Origin of the sequence: Microbacterium sp. C7(2022), assembly GCF_028823665.1 — a bacterium.
In the GTDB taxonomy this organism is placed as follows: Bacteria; Actinomycetota; Actinomycetes; order Actinomycetales; family Microbacteriaceae; genus Microbacterium.
In genome coordinates this window covers 370,565-386,328 of sequence record NZ_JAPEHV010000003.1, presented here as the reverse complement: position 1 = coordinate 386,328, position 15,764 = coordinate 370,565, and the positions used below count along the sequence as shown (strand labels likewise).

Below are 15,764 nucleotides of genomic sequence, written 5' to 3'. Positions count from 1 at the left end.
CGTCGGCACGCCGAATGGAGGGTGTGTCCCTTCATTCGTAGCCGACGCCGGACCGGATGGGGTGCGATTGTCCGCGCGTGATATAAGCGCGCTCTGCGATGACCGGGGCCGTCAGTGCGGTGCGTGGTACTCGTCTTCGCCGCGCTTCCAGTAGCCCTTCACGATCACCGAGTCTGCGTCGAGCCCCCAGCGATCCAGCAGGAGCGCGCGACCGGGCTTCACGATGGACTGCTCAGCCGCGATGAATCCGAATACGGATCCTTCGGGTCGCTCGTGTGCGGTGACCGCGCCGAGGCGCGCCGCGAGCGCGGACCCGCTGGGCGCCGCACCGCGATGCACGAACTCGACACCCACGCCGGATGGCGTCTGGATGGGAAGTTCGTGCGCAGCATCCGTGACCTCGACGAGTACGTGACCGATGGCATCGGCATGCATGAGGCGGGCAAAGCGGCGCATGGCGGGGACGGCCGTCTCATCGCCCGCCAAGAACCAGGCGTCCGGCCGGCCGTGCAGCACTTTCGAGCCGCGCGGGCCGCCGACGCCGGCGAGGGAGCCGAGCGGTGCCTTCGCCGCCCACGGCGCGGCAACGCCCTCATCCCCGTGGATCGCGAACTCGAGGTCGAGCCAATCCTCACCCCATGCGAGCGGAGTGTATTCGCGACTGGGGGTCGCGCGGAGCTCTTCGACCGTCGCCGGATCGCCCTCGGGGAAGAAGACGCGGATGTGGTCGTCCGATCCTGGCGAGTCGAAGCCGCGCAGGTCGTCGCCCTGCAGGCGCACCCGCACATACGAGTCGGTGACCCACTCGCGGTGGGCCAAGGTCGTCTTGCGGAAGCGCAGTTCGAGCCCCTGCGGCGTCAGAGTGAAGGTGGATGCCATCGGTGTCTCCATTTCGGGTTCGGTCATTCCCACAGCACGACAGGTCGACCGAGGACGTCGACCACGTGAGCGGGGGTTTCGTAGAGAGCGGCCAGGTTCTCGGCGGTCACCACTTCGGCGACCGGGCCGTGATGCGCGACGCGCCCCTCGCGCATCGCGACGATGTCGTCGGCGTACTGCGCCGCCACATTGATGTCGTGCAGCACGACAACGATGGTCATGCCGCGCTCGTCCGCCAACTGCCGGACGAGCTTCATGAGGGCGACGCCGTGGCGCGGGTCGAGGTTGTTGAGGGGTTCGTCGAGCAGCAGGTGATCGGTGTCTTGAGCGAGAGCCATCGCGACAAACGCGCGCTGACGTTGGCCGCCGGAGAGTTCATCGAGGAAGCGATGGCGCACGGCGCCCAGATCGAGCAGGTCGATCGCCGCTTCGACGTGTGCGCGGTCGTCGGGGGTGCGGCCCGAACCGCCGTGCGGAAACCGGCCGTACGCGACGAGGTCTTCTACGCTCAAGCGGATGGCCAGGTGATTGTCTTGACGGAGGATCGCGAGCCGCTGCGCGAGCAGCCGGGACTTGGTGGTGACCACGTCGAGGCCATCGACGGTGATGTCACCGGCATCCGTCCCGATCAACCGCCCGATCGCCGCCAGCAGCGTCGACTTGCCCGCGCCGTTGGGGCCGATGATCGCGGTCACGCCGGGGCGGATGTCGACCGCGACGTCGTCGAGAGCGGTCAGCGCGCCATGCCGCTTGGTCACAGATTCGGCGTGAATCATCAGCGGGCCTTTCCTGAGAGGACGAGAATGATGAAGAACAGCCCGCCGACGAACTCGATCACGATCGGGAGCTCGGTGCCGAAACCCAGCACGCGGGAGAGGATCAGCTGACCGCCGACGAGTGTGATCACGCCGATGGCGATCGCCGCGGGAACGCTCCGTAGATGCCGGTGGCCTACGGCGCCATACGCGAGATTCGCCACGATCAGTCCGAAGAACGTCACCGGACCCACGAGGGCGGTGGATGCCGCCACCATGGCCGAAATCGCGACGATGACGTGCATCACCACGCGGCGATGATTCACCCCGAGCGAGATCGCGGTGCTCTCGCCGAGCGACAGGACATCGAGCTCGCGTCGGATGGGCCAGAGCGAGACGAGGGCAAGGGTGACAAGGATGCCGGTCGGCAGCAGCAAGTTGCGGTCGACCGACGTGAAGCTCGCGAACGTCAAGTTCTGCAGGATTGCGAAGGTGTCGGGGTCGAGGAGACGCTGCAGAAAGCCGGTGACCGACCGGAAGAGCACACCGAGCACGAGGCCCGCCAGCACGATCACGTGCAGATCGAGCCTGCGCTTCAGGAACAGCCACCAATACAGCAGCACGATCGACCCCATCATGAGGACGAGTTCGACGACCCACGACGCCAGCGGGGGAGCAGACACGAGCAGCGCCGGCCCGATCGCGAATGCCGTGATCGTCTGGATCGCCAAGAACACCGCGTCGAACCCCATGATGCCGGGGGTCAGGATGCGGTTGGACGTGATGGTCTGAAACAGCACGGTCGCGGCGCCGATGGCCGCAGCCGCGATCACCATGCCGGCGATCGTGCGGGTGCGCAGCCCGAGCGCGTACTCCCACTTGCCGGGCAGGTCGATGAAGAGGAACGCGACGACAACGACGACGGCGAGCGCGGTGAGCGCGATCAAGGCGCCGGTGGGATTCTTGAGCTGCCCGGCTGCGCGGCGCGTGCCGTCGAGGAATGCGGTGGTCATCGGATGGCCGCCTCTCGGGTGGCGTGACGCTGGGTGCGTCGGCGCGCTCGCCGAGCCGTTCCCACATCATCGACCGGGCGGGCGGTCCCCAGCAGCATCCACAAGAAAACGATGCCGCCCAGCACACCCATGACGATCGAGATGGGCAGTTCGAAGGGGAAGCGCACGACGCGCCCGATGATGTCGCACAGAAGCACCATCGAGGCCCCGAGGAGCGCGACCAGAGGAACCGAGCGGCGCATGTTGTCGCCGATGAGTCGGCTGACGATGTTCGGCGCGATCAACCCGAGGAAGGGGATCGCGCCGGTCACGACCATGAGGATGCCGGTGACCACGGCGATGATCGTGACACCGATACCCATCACCGCACGGGTTTCGAGCCCAAGCCCGCGGGCGGCGTCGTCGCCGAGACCGGCGACCGTGAAGCGGTCGGCCGCGATCCACGCGACCAGCGCCGCCGCGGCGGCGAAGTACAGGATTTCGTAGCGCCCGCGCAGGATGCTGGAGAAGTCGCCGACGCCCCAGCTGAGGAGCTCCTGCAGCATGTCGGAGCGATAGGCGATGAACGTCGTCACGGCCCCGATCACGCCGGCGTACAGGATGCCGACGATCGGGACGAGCACGCTCGAACGAGCCGGGATTCGTCGGGCCAGCGCGAGAAAGCCGACGACTCCGACCAGTGCGCCGACGGCGGCGATGATCGCCTTGCCGGCGATGGGGAGCCCGGGGACCGAGAGCAGGACGGCCAGCAGGGCCAGGCTCGCGGCATCCGTCGCCCCTGTCGTCCCCGGCTCGACGAAGCGGTTGCGGACCAGCAGTTGCATGATCAGCCCGATGATGGCGAACGCGGCACCGGCGAGCACCAGCGAGACCGTGCGCGGGACGCGGCTGGCGAAGAGGATGAAGGCGTCGAGCTCGGCGACACCGATGAACAGCGAGATCGTCGCGAGGGCGGCCACCAGGACCACCCCCGCGACGATCAAGATCGTGGGGGAGACGCGTTTCAGAGTTCAGCGCTCCCCGCAGCGAGATCGTGCGACATCAGTGATGTCAGCTCGCGGCGTCGTGGATCGTCTCGAGGACGTTCTCGATCGCGGTCAGACCGTTGATCACGATGTACAGCTCGCTGGCGGGCAGGTAGACGATCTGGCCCTCCTGCGCGGCCGTGGTCTCGGCGACCAGCTCGTTGTCGAGCGTCTCTTCTGCCGACGAACCCTCACCCACGGCAGCCCCACGGTCGAACGCGAAGATCCAGTCGGGGTTCGCGGTGAGGATGAACTCGTTGGTCACTGTGTCACCGTGCGACGAGCCCTCGGCGCCGGGGAGCTCGGATGCCACGACAGCCGGAGTCCATCCGAGCTCGTCGTAGAAGTAGCCGAAGCGCGAGCCTTCACCAAAGGCGCCGTACTCGCCACCCGAGACCGATAGGACGAGCGCGGTGCCGTCTGCCTCGGACTGGATGGTCGAGGTGAGCTCTTCGATGTCGGCGGTCAGGGCCGCAACTTCTTCTTCTGCGCCGAAGATCTCACCGAGCTGCGCGGCACGCTCGAGGCCCGCGCTGGGGTCGAACGTGCCGCCGAACGTGCCGGTCAGGTCGATCGTGGTGGCGATCTCAGACAGCTCGTCGTACTGGCCAGTGCTGCGCGCGGCGACGACGATGAGGTCGGGCTCGAGCTCGGCAACGGCCTCGAAGTCGGGCTCGAACAGCGTGCCGACCTTGGGAAGGTCCGCGTACTCCGAGAGGTAGTCGGGGAGTGCGATGTCGGGGATGCCGACGACGGCGTCGCCGGCGCCGATCGCGTCGAGCGTGTCGAGCGTGGCGATGTCGAAGGTGACGACGGCCTCGGGGTTCGCGACGACCTCGACGGCGCCGCGCGCGGTCTCGGTGTCTTCCTGGTAATAGCTCTCGCCCTCTTCTTCGACGAGCACGAGGGTGGGCTTGGCGTTTTCGACGACAACGACCTCGGCGGTGTCGGGAGTAGCGCCTGCGTCGGTGTCGGTCGAGCTCGAGCAGCCGGCGAGGGCGAGCGTGGCGACGCCGAGGGCGGCAACAGGGACTGCGAAGCGGAATCTGGTGTGCATGAAGGTAAGGCTAACCTAATTCGCTGCTCGCGCGTTTTTGCTATGCTCCTCCGCCGCGCCGGTTCGTCCCACGCCGAACGACGTTGCGCGGAACCGACACGGCTTCAGGCCCGCGCTGCGGCGATGCGCGGGCCCCGTGCGCGCGCCGTCAGATTTGCGCGCCGTCGTCGTCGCGGTTTTCGAGGCCGACGTTCTTTCCGCGCCAGGACTCGTATGCGATCAGCCACCCGATTGACAGTGCGGCCGCGATGAAGACTCCCAGCCACACATTACCCCAGATCATCCCAAAAATAATGCCCAGGGTGAACATGAGGGCGGTGCCGAAGGCCCAGCCAGAGTGTCCGCGCTGCCAGCCGCTCTTGCGTGTCGATGCCATGCGGTCAGCTTACGGGCGAGCGGTACGGGCCGATCGGTACGTTGGCCGCGGCATCCGTAGAGTGAAAGAGGCCTGAAACGCAACGACGCACACGAAACGGAATCCGCACTATGACGCTCAATGTCAGCCCGCTCACCCTCGGCACCTCTGGCCTGGGACGAGACACCGTCGTCGGATCCGCGGAAGAGGCCGAGGCCGTGAGCGTTGCGGTTGCCCTGTTTGGCAGCGCTCATATGTTCCTTGATACATCGAACAATTACGCCGGTGGTCGGTCTGAGGCGGTGATCGGGAAGGCCATCCGTCAGGTCGGCGAGGACGCGACCGCGCGCGTGATCACCAAGGTCGACCGCGATCCGCGTACGGGAGCGTTTGATCGCGAACGCGTGCTGCGTTCGTTCGACGAGAGCATCGCGAAGCTCGGTGTCGATCGGGTGCCGCTGCTGCACTTTCACGACCCGTTCACCGTCTCGTTCGAAGAGACCGTCGGGGCGGGCGGCGCGCTTGAGGGGATGATCGAGTTGCGTGAATCCGGGCGTGTGGATGCGATCGGCATCGCGTACGGGCCGGTACCGCCCATCGAGCGGTATCTGCGAACTGAGGTATTTGACGCTGTGCTCTGTCACAACCGCTACACGCTGGTCGACCGTTCGGCGGAGAAGATGTTCGCCGAAGCGAAGGAGCGGGGGATGACCGTCTTCAATGCGGCACCCTTCGGGTCGGGACTGTTGGCGAAGGGCGCGGACGCGCAGTACCACTACGGCGCACCGGCGCCCGAGCTGCAGGACTGGGTGCGGCGCGCGAGCGCGGTGTGTGACGAGTATGGGACGACGCTGCCGGCCGTGGCGCTGCACTTCTCGCTGCGCAACCCGAATGTCGACTCGACGGTCGTCGGCGTCGCCCGGCCCGGGCGCCTGGCGCAGCTCGACGAACTCGCTCGCGCGGTGGTGCCCGATGAGGTGTGGGCGGCGCTCGACGCGCTGGGCCCCGCGCCATCGCCCATCGACGACTCGGCGGCCTGACCCGCGGCGTGCGCCTGCTGCGCGCCGCCCTCCGGCGCCTCGCGTCGGGCCGCCCGTGCCGTGCCGCCCGTGCCGTGCCGCACGCGCCGCGCGCTGGGCCGCCCGTGCCACCCGGCCCGTTCGTTGGTCACACTTTGCGGCGTTTCGGCGGTGGCACCGGCGTGTTGCGCCATATGAGTCCGCGCGATGCGCCAGACGAGCGGACTCGGGAGGGCGGGCGCGCGCGATGCGCCACATGAAGTGGCGCGCGTCTGGGATGTCATAGCGCTTCGGTGTTGGTCGCCTCAGGGCCACCCGGCCGTTCGTTGGTCGCACTTTGCGGTGTTCCGGCGTTGGCACCGGCGTGTTGCGCCATATGAGTCCGCGCGATGCGCCAGATGAGCGGACTCGGGAGGGCGGGCGCGCGCGATGCGCCACGCGGGCCGCGCGGGCGGCGCGGGCGGCGCGGGCGCCGCGGGTTGCGCGGGTGGACGGAGCCACGCGTCGCTCACCCGCGCGGCGATCAGGGCGACCGCAGGCTCAGCGGTCGCGGTGACCTTCGGGGTGCAGGCGCGGGGCGCGCCGTGGCTCACGAACTCCGCTCGCGGCGATGAGCCGCACCACCCGCTGGCGCTGCCCTGCCCACGCGGCGAGAAGCTGCAGCATCCCGTCATCATCGGTGCGCGCGCCGGCCAGCGCGTAGCCGACTTCGTGCGCCAGATGATAGTCGCCGACGCTTACGGCGTCGCAGTCGCCGAGCGCGCGGATACGCGTCTCGGCCGACGTCCATGGTCCGATCCCCGGCTGACTCACGAGCACCCGATCCACCGCCTCGCCGTCCTCGGCTTCGAGCACGGCCCGCACGATCGCATCGCCGCGACGCGCGGTGCGCACCACCGTCTTTGACTGCGGCGGCTCGAGTCCAGCCCGATGCCACATCCACGAAGGCACATGGCGCCAGCCGTCGATCGTGGGCGGAGCGAACATGGGGCGCGGCGTCGGGCCGGGCGCCCGCTCGCCGCACCAGGTGACGATGCTGCGCCACGCGGAAAACGCCTGCATGCCGGTGATCTTCTGCTCGAAGATCGCGCACGCGAGGGCATCGAACACGAGCCCGGTGCGAGCGAGGCGCAACCCGGGATTGCGGTGATGTGCATCGGCAATGAGCGGATGCCGCGAGGCGTCGAAGTCCGCCGGTGAGTCGTCTGCACCGCACAGCGCAGGCAGCTGGTCGAGCGCCCACTCGGCTCCCGGACCCCATGCCGCGCCGCGGATCACTCCGGGGTGTGTCTCGCGGATCGCCAACGTCGCGACGCCAGCGGGCGTGCGGCTGGCGCGCCAGATCACAGCACCCGAGACCGTCATCGTCGGGTCGTTCGCCCCGCGTCGCAGAAATAGGAGTGTGCGTCGCAGATCAAGTGGATGCCGCGGCCGATACTCCGTTTCGATCGGCCGAGCGTGAGTGGGGCGAGAGTCGCGCATTGACGGCGCGACCGCGTGCTCGCCGACGGCGTGCTCGGGTGGGTGGGCGCGCGTGCTCGGTGCGGCGGCGTGCTCGCCGGGGGCGTGAGTGTGCCGGCCCTCGGGACCGTTCGGTGCGCCAGGGCGCACGCGTGACGTGCGGCGGTCCGGCGCGACGAAGGTCATGTCACGACGATACGCCGGACCTCCCCCGCGCGAGACATGCATCGCGCGCTGAGACACGCTGCCTGCCGCTGTGGCTGATCGCGCGCGGTGTGTTTCAGGAATGGATGCTACGGGGCGGGCGCATCGCACGCACCGAGGCGGGCAATACCACCAGGCGCCGGCTAGAAGCGGTCGGGCGACGGGGTCCCGTGGCCGTAGCGGATCACGACGTCAGCGTGCCGGTCGAACCGGTAGCCCACGCCACGCACCGTGCGCACGATGTCTTCGTAGCGTCCGAGCTTGGCGCGCAGACGTCGCACGTGGACGTCGATCGTCCGCTCGCCGGGTGCTTCCTCTTCGGTCGCGCCCTGCCAGAGTGAGGTCACGAGTTCGGCCCGCTCGATGGTGCTGCCCTCGCGCAAGACCAGGTACTGCAGAAGTTCGAACTCCTTGAAGGTGAACGCGGCCGACTCGCCGTCGATCAGCACCCGCTTGCGTGAGATGTCGACCACGACGCCGCCGGGCGTCGGCTCTTCTTCGACGGGTGTTTCAGGCTTCGTGCGTGCGACGGCCGAGGGCTCGTGCAGCGCGAGACGAACGACGTCGACGTCGCGGCCGCCCGCGCCGACGGGCGCGAGCGCGACGGTGGCGTAGGTTTCGGCGTTCGGGGCGAGCTCTCCGAGTGTGCGGCGGAGGGCATCGACGAGCGTGCCCAAGGAGACTCCGGATGCCGCGGCCTTCGCCTCGTCAATGCCGACGTACAGTGCGAAGCCGCGCGGGGCGGTTCCTGCCGGGAGCGCGCGGGCCTCGCCAGCGGGAGCGGCAGGAACGCCGGAAGCCGTGGGCGCCGAAGCGGCACCAGAAGTGGCAGGCCCGGCGGGCGCGGACGGCGCCACGGTGGGAACAGGAGAGGTCACGGCGCGCAAGTGGCGGGTGGGGCGTTCGAGGAGAGCGGTGTTCGACATGATGATGGTCCTAAAGAGAGGGGAATCTCGGCGGTGCGACACCTGGCGGAGATTCGAGTGTTGTTGCCCGGCGATGGGGCGGTGCCCGGATGCGGGCGGGGAACGAAGCAGGCGGGAGCGTGTGATCGACACGCGTGTCCGGCTCTTCGGGGACCCGTTGACAGCACGCCCTGGCGGGCGGCGTTCGAGTCCGGCGGGGTCACCGTGCTAGTGGCACATTCGACAACACGTGACAACGCGGCCAGCCATCATCATGCCGGCAGCTCCGTTCGCCTCCCAGGCGGACAGTGAGCGTGCGTTGTCAGTCATGTGGCCGATTATGACGGAGTGCGTCGCAATGCGTCAAATCGCGCCTAGCACGAAGTTCGACGCGTCGCCGCAATATTACGACGACGCCAGACTGGCTAGAAGGCTTGAGAGCGCTCCCACGGGCTGGCACGATGAACACCGTGACTGAACTGCACACGCACGGCGGCGCGGCCGACTATCGCGATCACGGACTGATCTTCCCGCGCGGATTCGTCTTCGGGTCGGCGACGGCGAGCTATCAGGTCGAGGGCGCGTTCGACGAAGACGGGCGCGGGCCGTCGATCTGGGACACGTTCAGCAAGACGCCGGGGAAGGTGTGGAACGGTGACACCGGTGACGTCGCCTGCGACCACTATCACCGGCAGGGCGCCGACCTCGATCTGATGAAGGAACTCGGGCTCGGCGCGTACCGCTTCTCCATCGCATGGCCGCGCATCCAGCCGACCGGAACGGGGGCGGTGAACCAGCCCGGCGTCGATTTCTACTCGCGTCTCGTTGATGGACTGCTCGAGCGCGGCATCCGGCCTGTGGCCACTCTCTATCACTGGGACTTGCCGCAAGCATTGGAGGATGCCGGTGGCTGGCCAGCCCGGGGCACCGCGGATGCGTTCGAAGAGTATGCGGCGATCATGGGGCGCGCGCTCGGCGATCGAGTGCACACGTGGACGACGCTCAACGAGCCCTGGTGCTCGGCGTACCTCGGGTACGGGCAAGGCGGGCATGCCCCCGGGCGGCACGAGCCCGCGGCGGCGCTGGCCGCCGTGCATCACCTGAATCTCGCGCACGGTCGTGGACTTCAGGCGCTACGCGCGACATCGGCGGGCGACCCGGAGTATTCGGTGACTCTCAACTTCCACGTGCTGCGCACTGACGGGCCGGGCAACGACGACGCCATCCGGCGCATCGACGGCCTCGCGAACCGGGTGTTCACCCACCCGATGCTTCGCGGCGAGTACCCCGCTGATGTGATCGCCGACACGGCGGCGGTGACCGACTGGGAGTTCGTGAAGGACGGTGATCTGGATGCCGTGTGCCAGCCCATCGACGTTCTCGGCGTCAACTATTACTCGACGGCGACCGTGCGCCTGTGGGATGGCACATCGCCGAGGCAGCAGAACGACGGGCACAAGGGGGCATCCGACGGAACGGCGTGGCCGGGCTCGCATGAACTCGTCGAGTTCGTTGAGCAACCCGGCCCGTTCACCGCGATGGGATGGAACATCGCGCCGGATGGTCTCGAAAACCTTTTGATGTCGTTGCACGAGCAGTTCCCGCATCAGCCGCTCATGGTGACCGAGAACGGCGCGGCGTTCGATGACGTGGTCGCCGCGGATGGCAGCGTCCCCGACGCCGACCGCATCGACTACCTGCGGCGCCACTTCACGGCCGCCCACCGTGCGCTCTCGCGCGGTGTCGATCTGCGGGGCTACTTCGTCTGGTCGCTGCTGGACAACTTCGAGTGGGGGTACGGCTACGCCAAGCGTTTCGGCATCGTGCGGGTTGACTTCGACACCCTCGAGCGCGCAGTGAAAGACAGCGGCCGCTGGTATTCCCGACTCGCCACGACCGGTGTGTTGCCCGAGTGAGGGCAGACGTAACCTGACATCGTGACTGACCTGCGCTTCACCCACGAGTCCGATGCCTCCCGCTACACGCTCCACCGCGGCGACGATCTGGTGAGCGTGCTGGACTATCGCGACGATGGGAAATCGGTCGCCATGACGCGCGCGTACACGGTGCCGACGTTTCGTGGGCACGGCTACGCGGGGGAAGTGGTTGAGCGCGCCGTTGATGCGCTCGAGCAACAGGGCGACCGGACGGTGGTTCCGGTGTGTTGGTATGTCGCCGACTGGTTCGAAGCGCATCCCGCCCGCCGCGGCATCCTGCACACGCGCGCATAGCCGATCGCGCGCCGAAGTCAAGGCCCTTTTCGACGCGCCTTCACTGCGACCACAGTGGGGGCAGACGAAAGGATGCCGATCATGGGCGCAGATGAGAAAGACCACCTCGGCCAGGACCTGGGACGAGAGACGCTGAGCGCGGGCGAAGCCCAGCGTGAAGGCGCCCTTGGTGAGCACGGAGAGCAGAGCCTTCCGGCGATGGACCAGAACAACGCGAGCAATGAGGAGAAGTTGCTCGGCGTTGTCGAGCAGACACGGGCCGACGTCGGCGGGGAATCGTTCGAGCGTGTGCGGGAGGTGCTCGTGCAGCGTCTCGAAGAGACCGGAGTGAGCGCCACCGATGCTCAGATCGACGAGTACGCGCGGCAGGTGGCCGGCGCCGCCGAATAGCACCGCACGCCGCTTCGCGCGGTGATGAGATAGCCGAGCAGCAACAGCGCGGCGCGTCGCAGGATCGCGTTGTTGGTCCACGGAGTGCCTCGGCGGCGATGTCGGAGGTGCTCCGTACGTTTGAGACATGCGAATTCTGCACACCTCGGACTGGCACATCGGCCGCACGTTTCACGGGCACTCCACGCTCGATGCGTTGCGTGGCGTGCTCATGTCCCTCGTGGCAGAAGTGTCTGCGCGCGAGGTCGACGTGGTCATCGTCGCTGGCGACGTCTTTGACTCGGCGATGCCCGCGGCCGACTGCTACACACTCCTCACCGACACGCTCGTCGCGATCCGCGACGCCGGTGCGCGAGTGATTCTCACGAGCGGAAATCACGATTCGGCAGCGCGTCTCGGGTTCCAGTCGCGCCTGCTGAGCGACGGGATCACGGTCGTCACCGACCCGGCATCGATCGGGACGCCGGTGACGATCGACGACGAATCCGGCCCCGTCCACTTCTACGGAATCCCGTACCTCGAGCCCGCTCTGGTGCGTCACCTGTGGGACGGGGTGCCGGTGCGCACGCAGCGCGATGCGCTCACTCACGCCATGTCGCTGGTGCGCGATGACGCGCGCGCTCGTGGCGGGCGAACGGTCGCGATCGCGCATTGCTTCGCAGCGGGTGTCGACCCGACCCCGCACCTCGAGTGCGATATTCAACAGGGGGGACTCGATGTCGTTCCGCTTGCTGTCTTCGACGACGTGGATTATGCCGCCCTCGGCCACATCCACGGGCGTCAGCGGCTGAGCGAACACGTCCGCTACGCGGGGGCGCCGCTTCACTACAGCTTCGGTGAGGGAAGCAAGCCCCGCGGCGGATGGATCATCGACATGGATGCCACGGGCGTGGCATCCATCGAGTCCTTCGATCTGCCGATCCCGCGACGCCTCGTCACGCTGACCGGAACGCTGGATGAACTTCTCGACCCCGCCCGATTCGAGGACGCGACGGATGCGTGGGTGTTCGCGCGCTACACCGACGTCGCGCCGCAGAGTGATCCGATGCGGCGACTGCAGACGCGCTTCGCGCACTGTGCCAAGGTCGTGCACGCGCCCGACGTGATTCACGACGATGGTGAGACGTCCTACGCGTCGAGGTTGCGGGCGACCCGCAGTGACCTCGAGGTGATCGATGCCTTCCTCACCCACGTGCGAAACGGTGTCGGCGCCAGTGACGCAGAACGCGAGATTCTTCGCGAGGTGGTGCGCGAGCGCGAGGCCTCGGACGCTCTCGTATGAAGCTGCACCGACTCGAACTCGAGGGATTCGGTCCGTTCCGGCACCGGCAGGTCGTCGACTTCGACGCGTTCGACGACGATGGCATCTTCTTGATCTCGGGGCGCACGGGCGCGGGCAAGTCCAGCATTCTCGACGGGGTGTGCTTCGCGCTGTACGGCATGGTGCCGCGCTACGAGGGGGCGGGGAAGCGCCTCCGCAGCGACCACTGCGCCCCCGACGAACCGACCCAGGTCGTGCTCGAGTTTTCTGCGCATGGCCAGCGCTACCGCGTGGTGCGTTCTCCCGAGTACGACCGGCCGAAGGCGCGCGGCGAGGGCATGACGCCCGAGAAGGCGCGGGTCGAAGTGTCGGTCCGCGACGGCGAGGGCTGGCGCGGTTTGACCACCCACGCGAAAGAGGCCGGCACGCTCATCGCCGAGGAGATCGTGGGCCTCACCGGCGCGCAGTTTCTGCAGGTGATCCTGCTGGCGCAGAACAAGTTCGCCGACTTCCTCCTCGCGGGTAACGACGAGCGGCAGGCGTTGTTGCGCAATCTGTTCGGCTCGCGGACTTACGTCGACTACGAGGCAGCGCTCGAACAGCGGCGTCGTGACTCGCAGCGCTCGGCGGACAAGCGTGGGGACGAACTGGATTTTCTTCTGACCGAAGCCGAGCGCGTTGTCGCCGAGAACGCGCTCGGTGCTGCGGAAGCGAGCGAAGACGACTCGCAGGGCAGTGACGCGCCGCCCGCCGATCGTGACCCGGCGCACCGCCTGATCGCGCTGGAACGCTCCATCCTGCGCGCCCGCTACGCCGCCGACGCCGCCGACTTCGCGCGAGAACGGGCTGATGAAGTGCGCGTTGCCGCGCAAGGTGCTCACGCGGAGCAAGTCGCGGTGAGAGAAGCACAGCTCAAGCGCGTGCGTGCGCGCGAAGCGCTGGCGGTTCTCGAAGAGTCTGCGGGAGAAGTGGCACTCGTACGCGTCGAGCTTGCAGAGGCACTCGCGGCCGAGTCGCTGCGCGCGCCCCTCGACGCCGCGGAAACCGCATCGGCCGCCTGCGAGGTGCGAACAACTCGTGTGGAACAGCGCGAGCGCGAGTGGCAGAACGCGGGAGGCGACGCGCACAGTGAGGTGTCGGAGCTGGCAGAGGTGATCGACGCGCTTACGGGAGACATTCGCATTTGGGAAGAGGCACTCGAGCACGAGCACGCGCTTCACACCCTCGACGCGGACATGAGTGAAGTGGATGCTCGTGTCTCGCGTGCCCAGTCGCAGATCGACGCCGCGGTGAGCCGGCGCGACGAAGCGCGACAGAAGGTGCCCGAGCTCGAACGCGACTACGCGGAGGTGCAGGAGCGCGCGGCGCAGGCTGATGTGCTGGCTGAGCGTGTGCAATCGCTGAGCGCGCAGCGCGATGCCGCCGCCCGCGTGCGCGACCTCACGGGTGAATCACTGACGGCCGATCAGCGTCACGCAGACGCCGTTGCTGCGCACGCTTTGGCGGTCGCAGCGGTCGGGACGCTGTTGCGGCGGCGCCTCACGGGTGCCGCCGCGGACCTGGCCGCGGATCTCGTCGAGGGCGAGCCGTGCGCCGTGTGCGGGTCGCACGAACACCCCCACCCTGCGACGCGAACGGATGACGAAGCCGTCACCGATGACGATGTTGATCGCGCCCAGCGGGCCGCCGACGCGGCCGGGAGCGCCGCAACGGCCGCCGAGAAGGCAGCACGTGACCTGCACAGCAAGCTCGCCGACGCGCGAGCACGCGCCAACGACATGGGGGGCGAAGAACTCGACGATTTGCTCGCAACCGCGCGTGCTGCACGGGATGCGGCGGGGGAGGCGGTCGTGCGCGCGCAGGCGATCCGCCAGGAACAGGAGGCGGCGCGTCAGCGGATCGATGAGTCCGAGAGGCAGATCGCCGATGCCACGGCTGTAGCCGCAGCCGCCAAGGAGGAGCGCGCCGCGCTCAGCGCCCGTGCCGATGCGGCCCGCGCGGCGGTCGTCGCCGCCCGGGGCGAGTTCGCCACGGTCTCAGAGCGCGTGGCCGACGTCTCGGCACACCGCGAACGTGCTCGCGCGCTCCGCGATGCTCGTAGCGATCTCGCGGTTGCACGCGAGGCCCTTGCGGTGGCAGAGGCTGACCTTGTCGCACGCCTCAAGGAGTCGACGTTCAGCGATGCCGGTGCGGCCCGTACGGCCCTGCGCACTGCGTCGCAGCGTGATGCTTTCGACGCGCGTGTGCGTGAGTACGACGCCGACCTGGCCGGGCGCCGAGAGACGCTGCGCCAACTCGAGATCGACCTGGCTGGCGCGCCGGAAGACCTGGTCGACATCGACGCCTCGCGCGAAGCGGCCGCGGTGGCAGACGGCGCGCATGCGGCGGCGGCGGCGACCGCGACGACGGCCCGAAGCGTGGCCACACGGCTGGCTGACGTGCACGCTCGCGCCACGAGCGCGCACGAACGCACAGCCGCCGCGGCGGCCGAACATCGTGTGATTGTGGGGCTCGCCGACGCCGTCGCGGGGCGCAACGTGAAGAAGATGGACCTTGAGACGTTCGTGCTCGCCGCCGAGCTCGAACAGATTGTGATCGCCGCCGCCCGCCGACTCGAGGAGATGTCGAGTGGGCGATACCGCTTGCGCCACACTGATGCACTCGCCGCCCGCAACCGTGCCTCGGGTCTCGGACTCGAAGTCGTCGACGCGCACACCGGCAAAGCGCGATCCCCGCAATCGCTCTCCGGAGGGGAAACCTTTCTCGCATCCCTCGCGCTGGCGCTGGGTCTTGCCGAAGTGGTGACCGCACGCGCCGGAGGCGTCACTCTCGACACGTTGTTCATCGACGAAGGTTTCGGCTCCCTCGACGCTGAGACGCTCGAGATGGCGATGAGTACGCTCGACGAGCTGCGTCAGGGAGGCCGAACGGTGGGGATCATCAGCCACGTGGCGGCGATGAAGGAACGTATTCCCGCGCGCGTCGAGGTGCGTGCCTCCGCGCAGGGCGCGAGCACGATCGCACAGGCGGCGGTATCGCACCCCTGACCGACGTTCGCGGAGTCGCGAACTTCCCGTTGTCAGTCGCGACGCACGAGAGTACTCTTCGGGCAGATCTACTCGACGACGAGTGGGTCTGCGCGAATCATCGATGAATTGATCAATCGACCCGAATCGAGCGCGACCGCACGCCGTGCTCTGCCAGTCCCG

The 15,764-nt window shown here is 68.1% G+C and carries 14 protein-coding genes; 6 read left to right on the top strand and 8 right to left on the bottom strand.

Annotated features, from left to right (window positions below):
- Positions 1–111: 111 nt before the first annotated feature.
- From ON062_RS06030 to ON062_RS06005, 6 genes are all read right to left on the bottom strand, one after another.
- The gene (locus ON062_RS06030; RefSeq protein ID WP_274646218.1) at positions 112–906 is read right to left on the bottom strand and encodes a siderophore-interacting protein; all 795 of its coding nucleotides are present in this window, start codon (positions 904–906) and stop codon (positions 112–114) included.
- Positions 903–1,655, bottom strand: a complete 753-nt coding sequence (locus ON062_RS06025; RefSeq protein ID WP_274646217.1) for an ABC transporter ATP-binding protein — start codon at positions 1,653–1,655, stop codon at positions 903–905. The genes ON062_RS06030 and ON062_RS06025 overlap by 4 nt, the downstream gene beginning before the upstream one ends.
- On the bottom strand, positions 1,655–2,647 hold the full coding sequence (locus tag ON062_RS06020) for an iron chelate uptake ABC transporter family permease subunit (RefSeq protein WP_274646216.1): 993 nt from the start codon (positions 2,645–2,647) through the stop codon (positions 1,655–1,657). Before ON062_RS06020 ends, ON062_RS06025 begins: the two co-directional genes overlap by 1 nt.
- Positions 2,644–3,615, bottom strand: coding sequence for an ABC transporter permease (locus ON062_RS06015; RefSeq protein WP_274646215.1), 972 nt, complete (start codon positions 3,613–3,615; stop codon positions 2,644–2,646). Before ON062_RS06015 ends, ON062_RS06020 begins: the two co-directional genes overlap by 4 nt.
- A gap of 82 nt (positions 3,616–3,697) precedes the next feature.
- Positions 3,698–4,729 carry an ABC transporter substrate-binding protein gene (locus tag ON062_RS06010; protein WP_274646214.1) on the bottom strand — a complete coding sequence of 344 codons (1,032 nt, stop codon included), beginning with the start codon at positions 4,727–4,729 and terminating at the stop codon, positions 3,698–3,700.
- A gap of 148 nt (positions 4,730–4,877) precedes the next feature.
- Positions 4,878–5,105, bottom strand: a complete 228-nt coding sequence (locus tag ON062_RS06005; RefSeq protein WP_274646213.1) for a hypothetical protein — start codon at positions 5,103–5,105, stop codon at positions 4,878–4,880.
- A 110-nt stretch (positions 5,106–5,215) separates the two neighbouring features.
- On the opposite strand from ON062_RS06005, the gene ON062_RS06000 reads away from it, so the two are divergent.
- Positions 5,216–6,124 carry an aldo/keto reductase gene (locus tag ON062_RS06000; RefSeq protein ID WP_274646212.1) on the top strand — a complete coding sequence of 303 codons (909 nt, stop codon included), beginning with the start codon at positions 5,216–5,218 and terminating at the stop codon, positions 6,122–6,124.
- A gap of 519 nt (positions 6,125–6,643) precedes the next feature.
- Here the strand turns inward: ON062_RS06000 and ON062_RS05995 are convergent.
- A complete protein-coding gene (locus ON062_RS05995) occupies positions 6,644–7,585 on the bottom strand; it encodes a DNA-3-methyladenine glycosylase (RefSeq protein ID WP_274646287.1) in 942 nt (313 codons plus the stop codon).
- Positions 7,586–7,911: 326 nt separating this feature from the next.
- On the bottom strand, positions 7,912–8,694 hold the full coding sequence (locus ON062_RS05990) for a winged helix-turn-helix domain-containing protein (protein ID WP_274646211.1): 783 nt from the start codon (positions 8,692–8,694) through the stop codon (positions 7,912–7,914).
- A gap of 440 nt (positions 8,695–9,134) precedes the next feature.
- Between ON062_RS05990 and ON062_RS05985 the strand changes: the two genes are divergently transcribed.
- The 5 genes from ON062_RS05985 (at position 9,135) to ON062_RS05965 (ending at position 15,602) form a co-directional block, all read left to right on the top strand.
- Entirely contained in the window at positions 9,135–10,589 is a 1,455-nt protein-coding gene (locus ON062_RS05985) for a GH1 family beta-glucosidase (RefSeq protein ID WP_274646210.1), read from the top strand.
- A 21-nt stretch (positions 10,590–10,610) separates the two neighbouring features.
- Positions 10,611–10,904 carry a GNAT family N-acetyltransferase gene (locus tag ON062_RS05980; protein WP_274646209.1) on the top strand — a complete coding sequence of 98 codons (294 nt, stop codon included), beginning with the start codon at positions 10,611–10,613 and terminating at the stop codon, positions 10,902–10,904.
- Positions 10,905–10,985: 81 nt separating this feature from the next.
- Positions 10,986–11,294, top strand: coding sequence for a hypothetical protein (locus tag ON062_RS05975; RefSeq protein WP_274646208.1), 309 nt, complete (start codon positions 10,986–10,988; stop codon positions 11,292–11,294).
- A gap of 127 nt (positions 11,295–11,421) precedes the next feature.
- The gene (locus ON062_RS05970) at positions 11,422–12,576 is read left to right on the top strand and encodes an exonuclease SbcCD subunit D (protein WP_274646207.1); all 1,155 of its coding nucleotides are present in this window, start codon (positions 11,422–11,424) and stop codon (positions 12,574–12,576) included.
- Entirely contained in the window at positions 12,573–15,602 is a 3,030-nt protein-coding gene (locus ON062_RS05965) for an AAA family ATPase (protein ID WP_274646206.1), read from the top strand. Before ON062_RS05970 ends, ON062_RS05965 begins: the two co-directional genes overlap by 4 nt.
- Positions 15,603–15,764 lie beyond the last annotated feature (162 nt).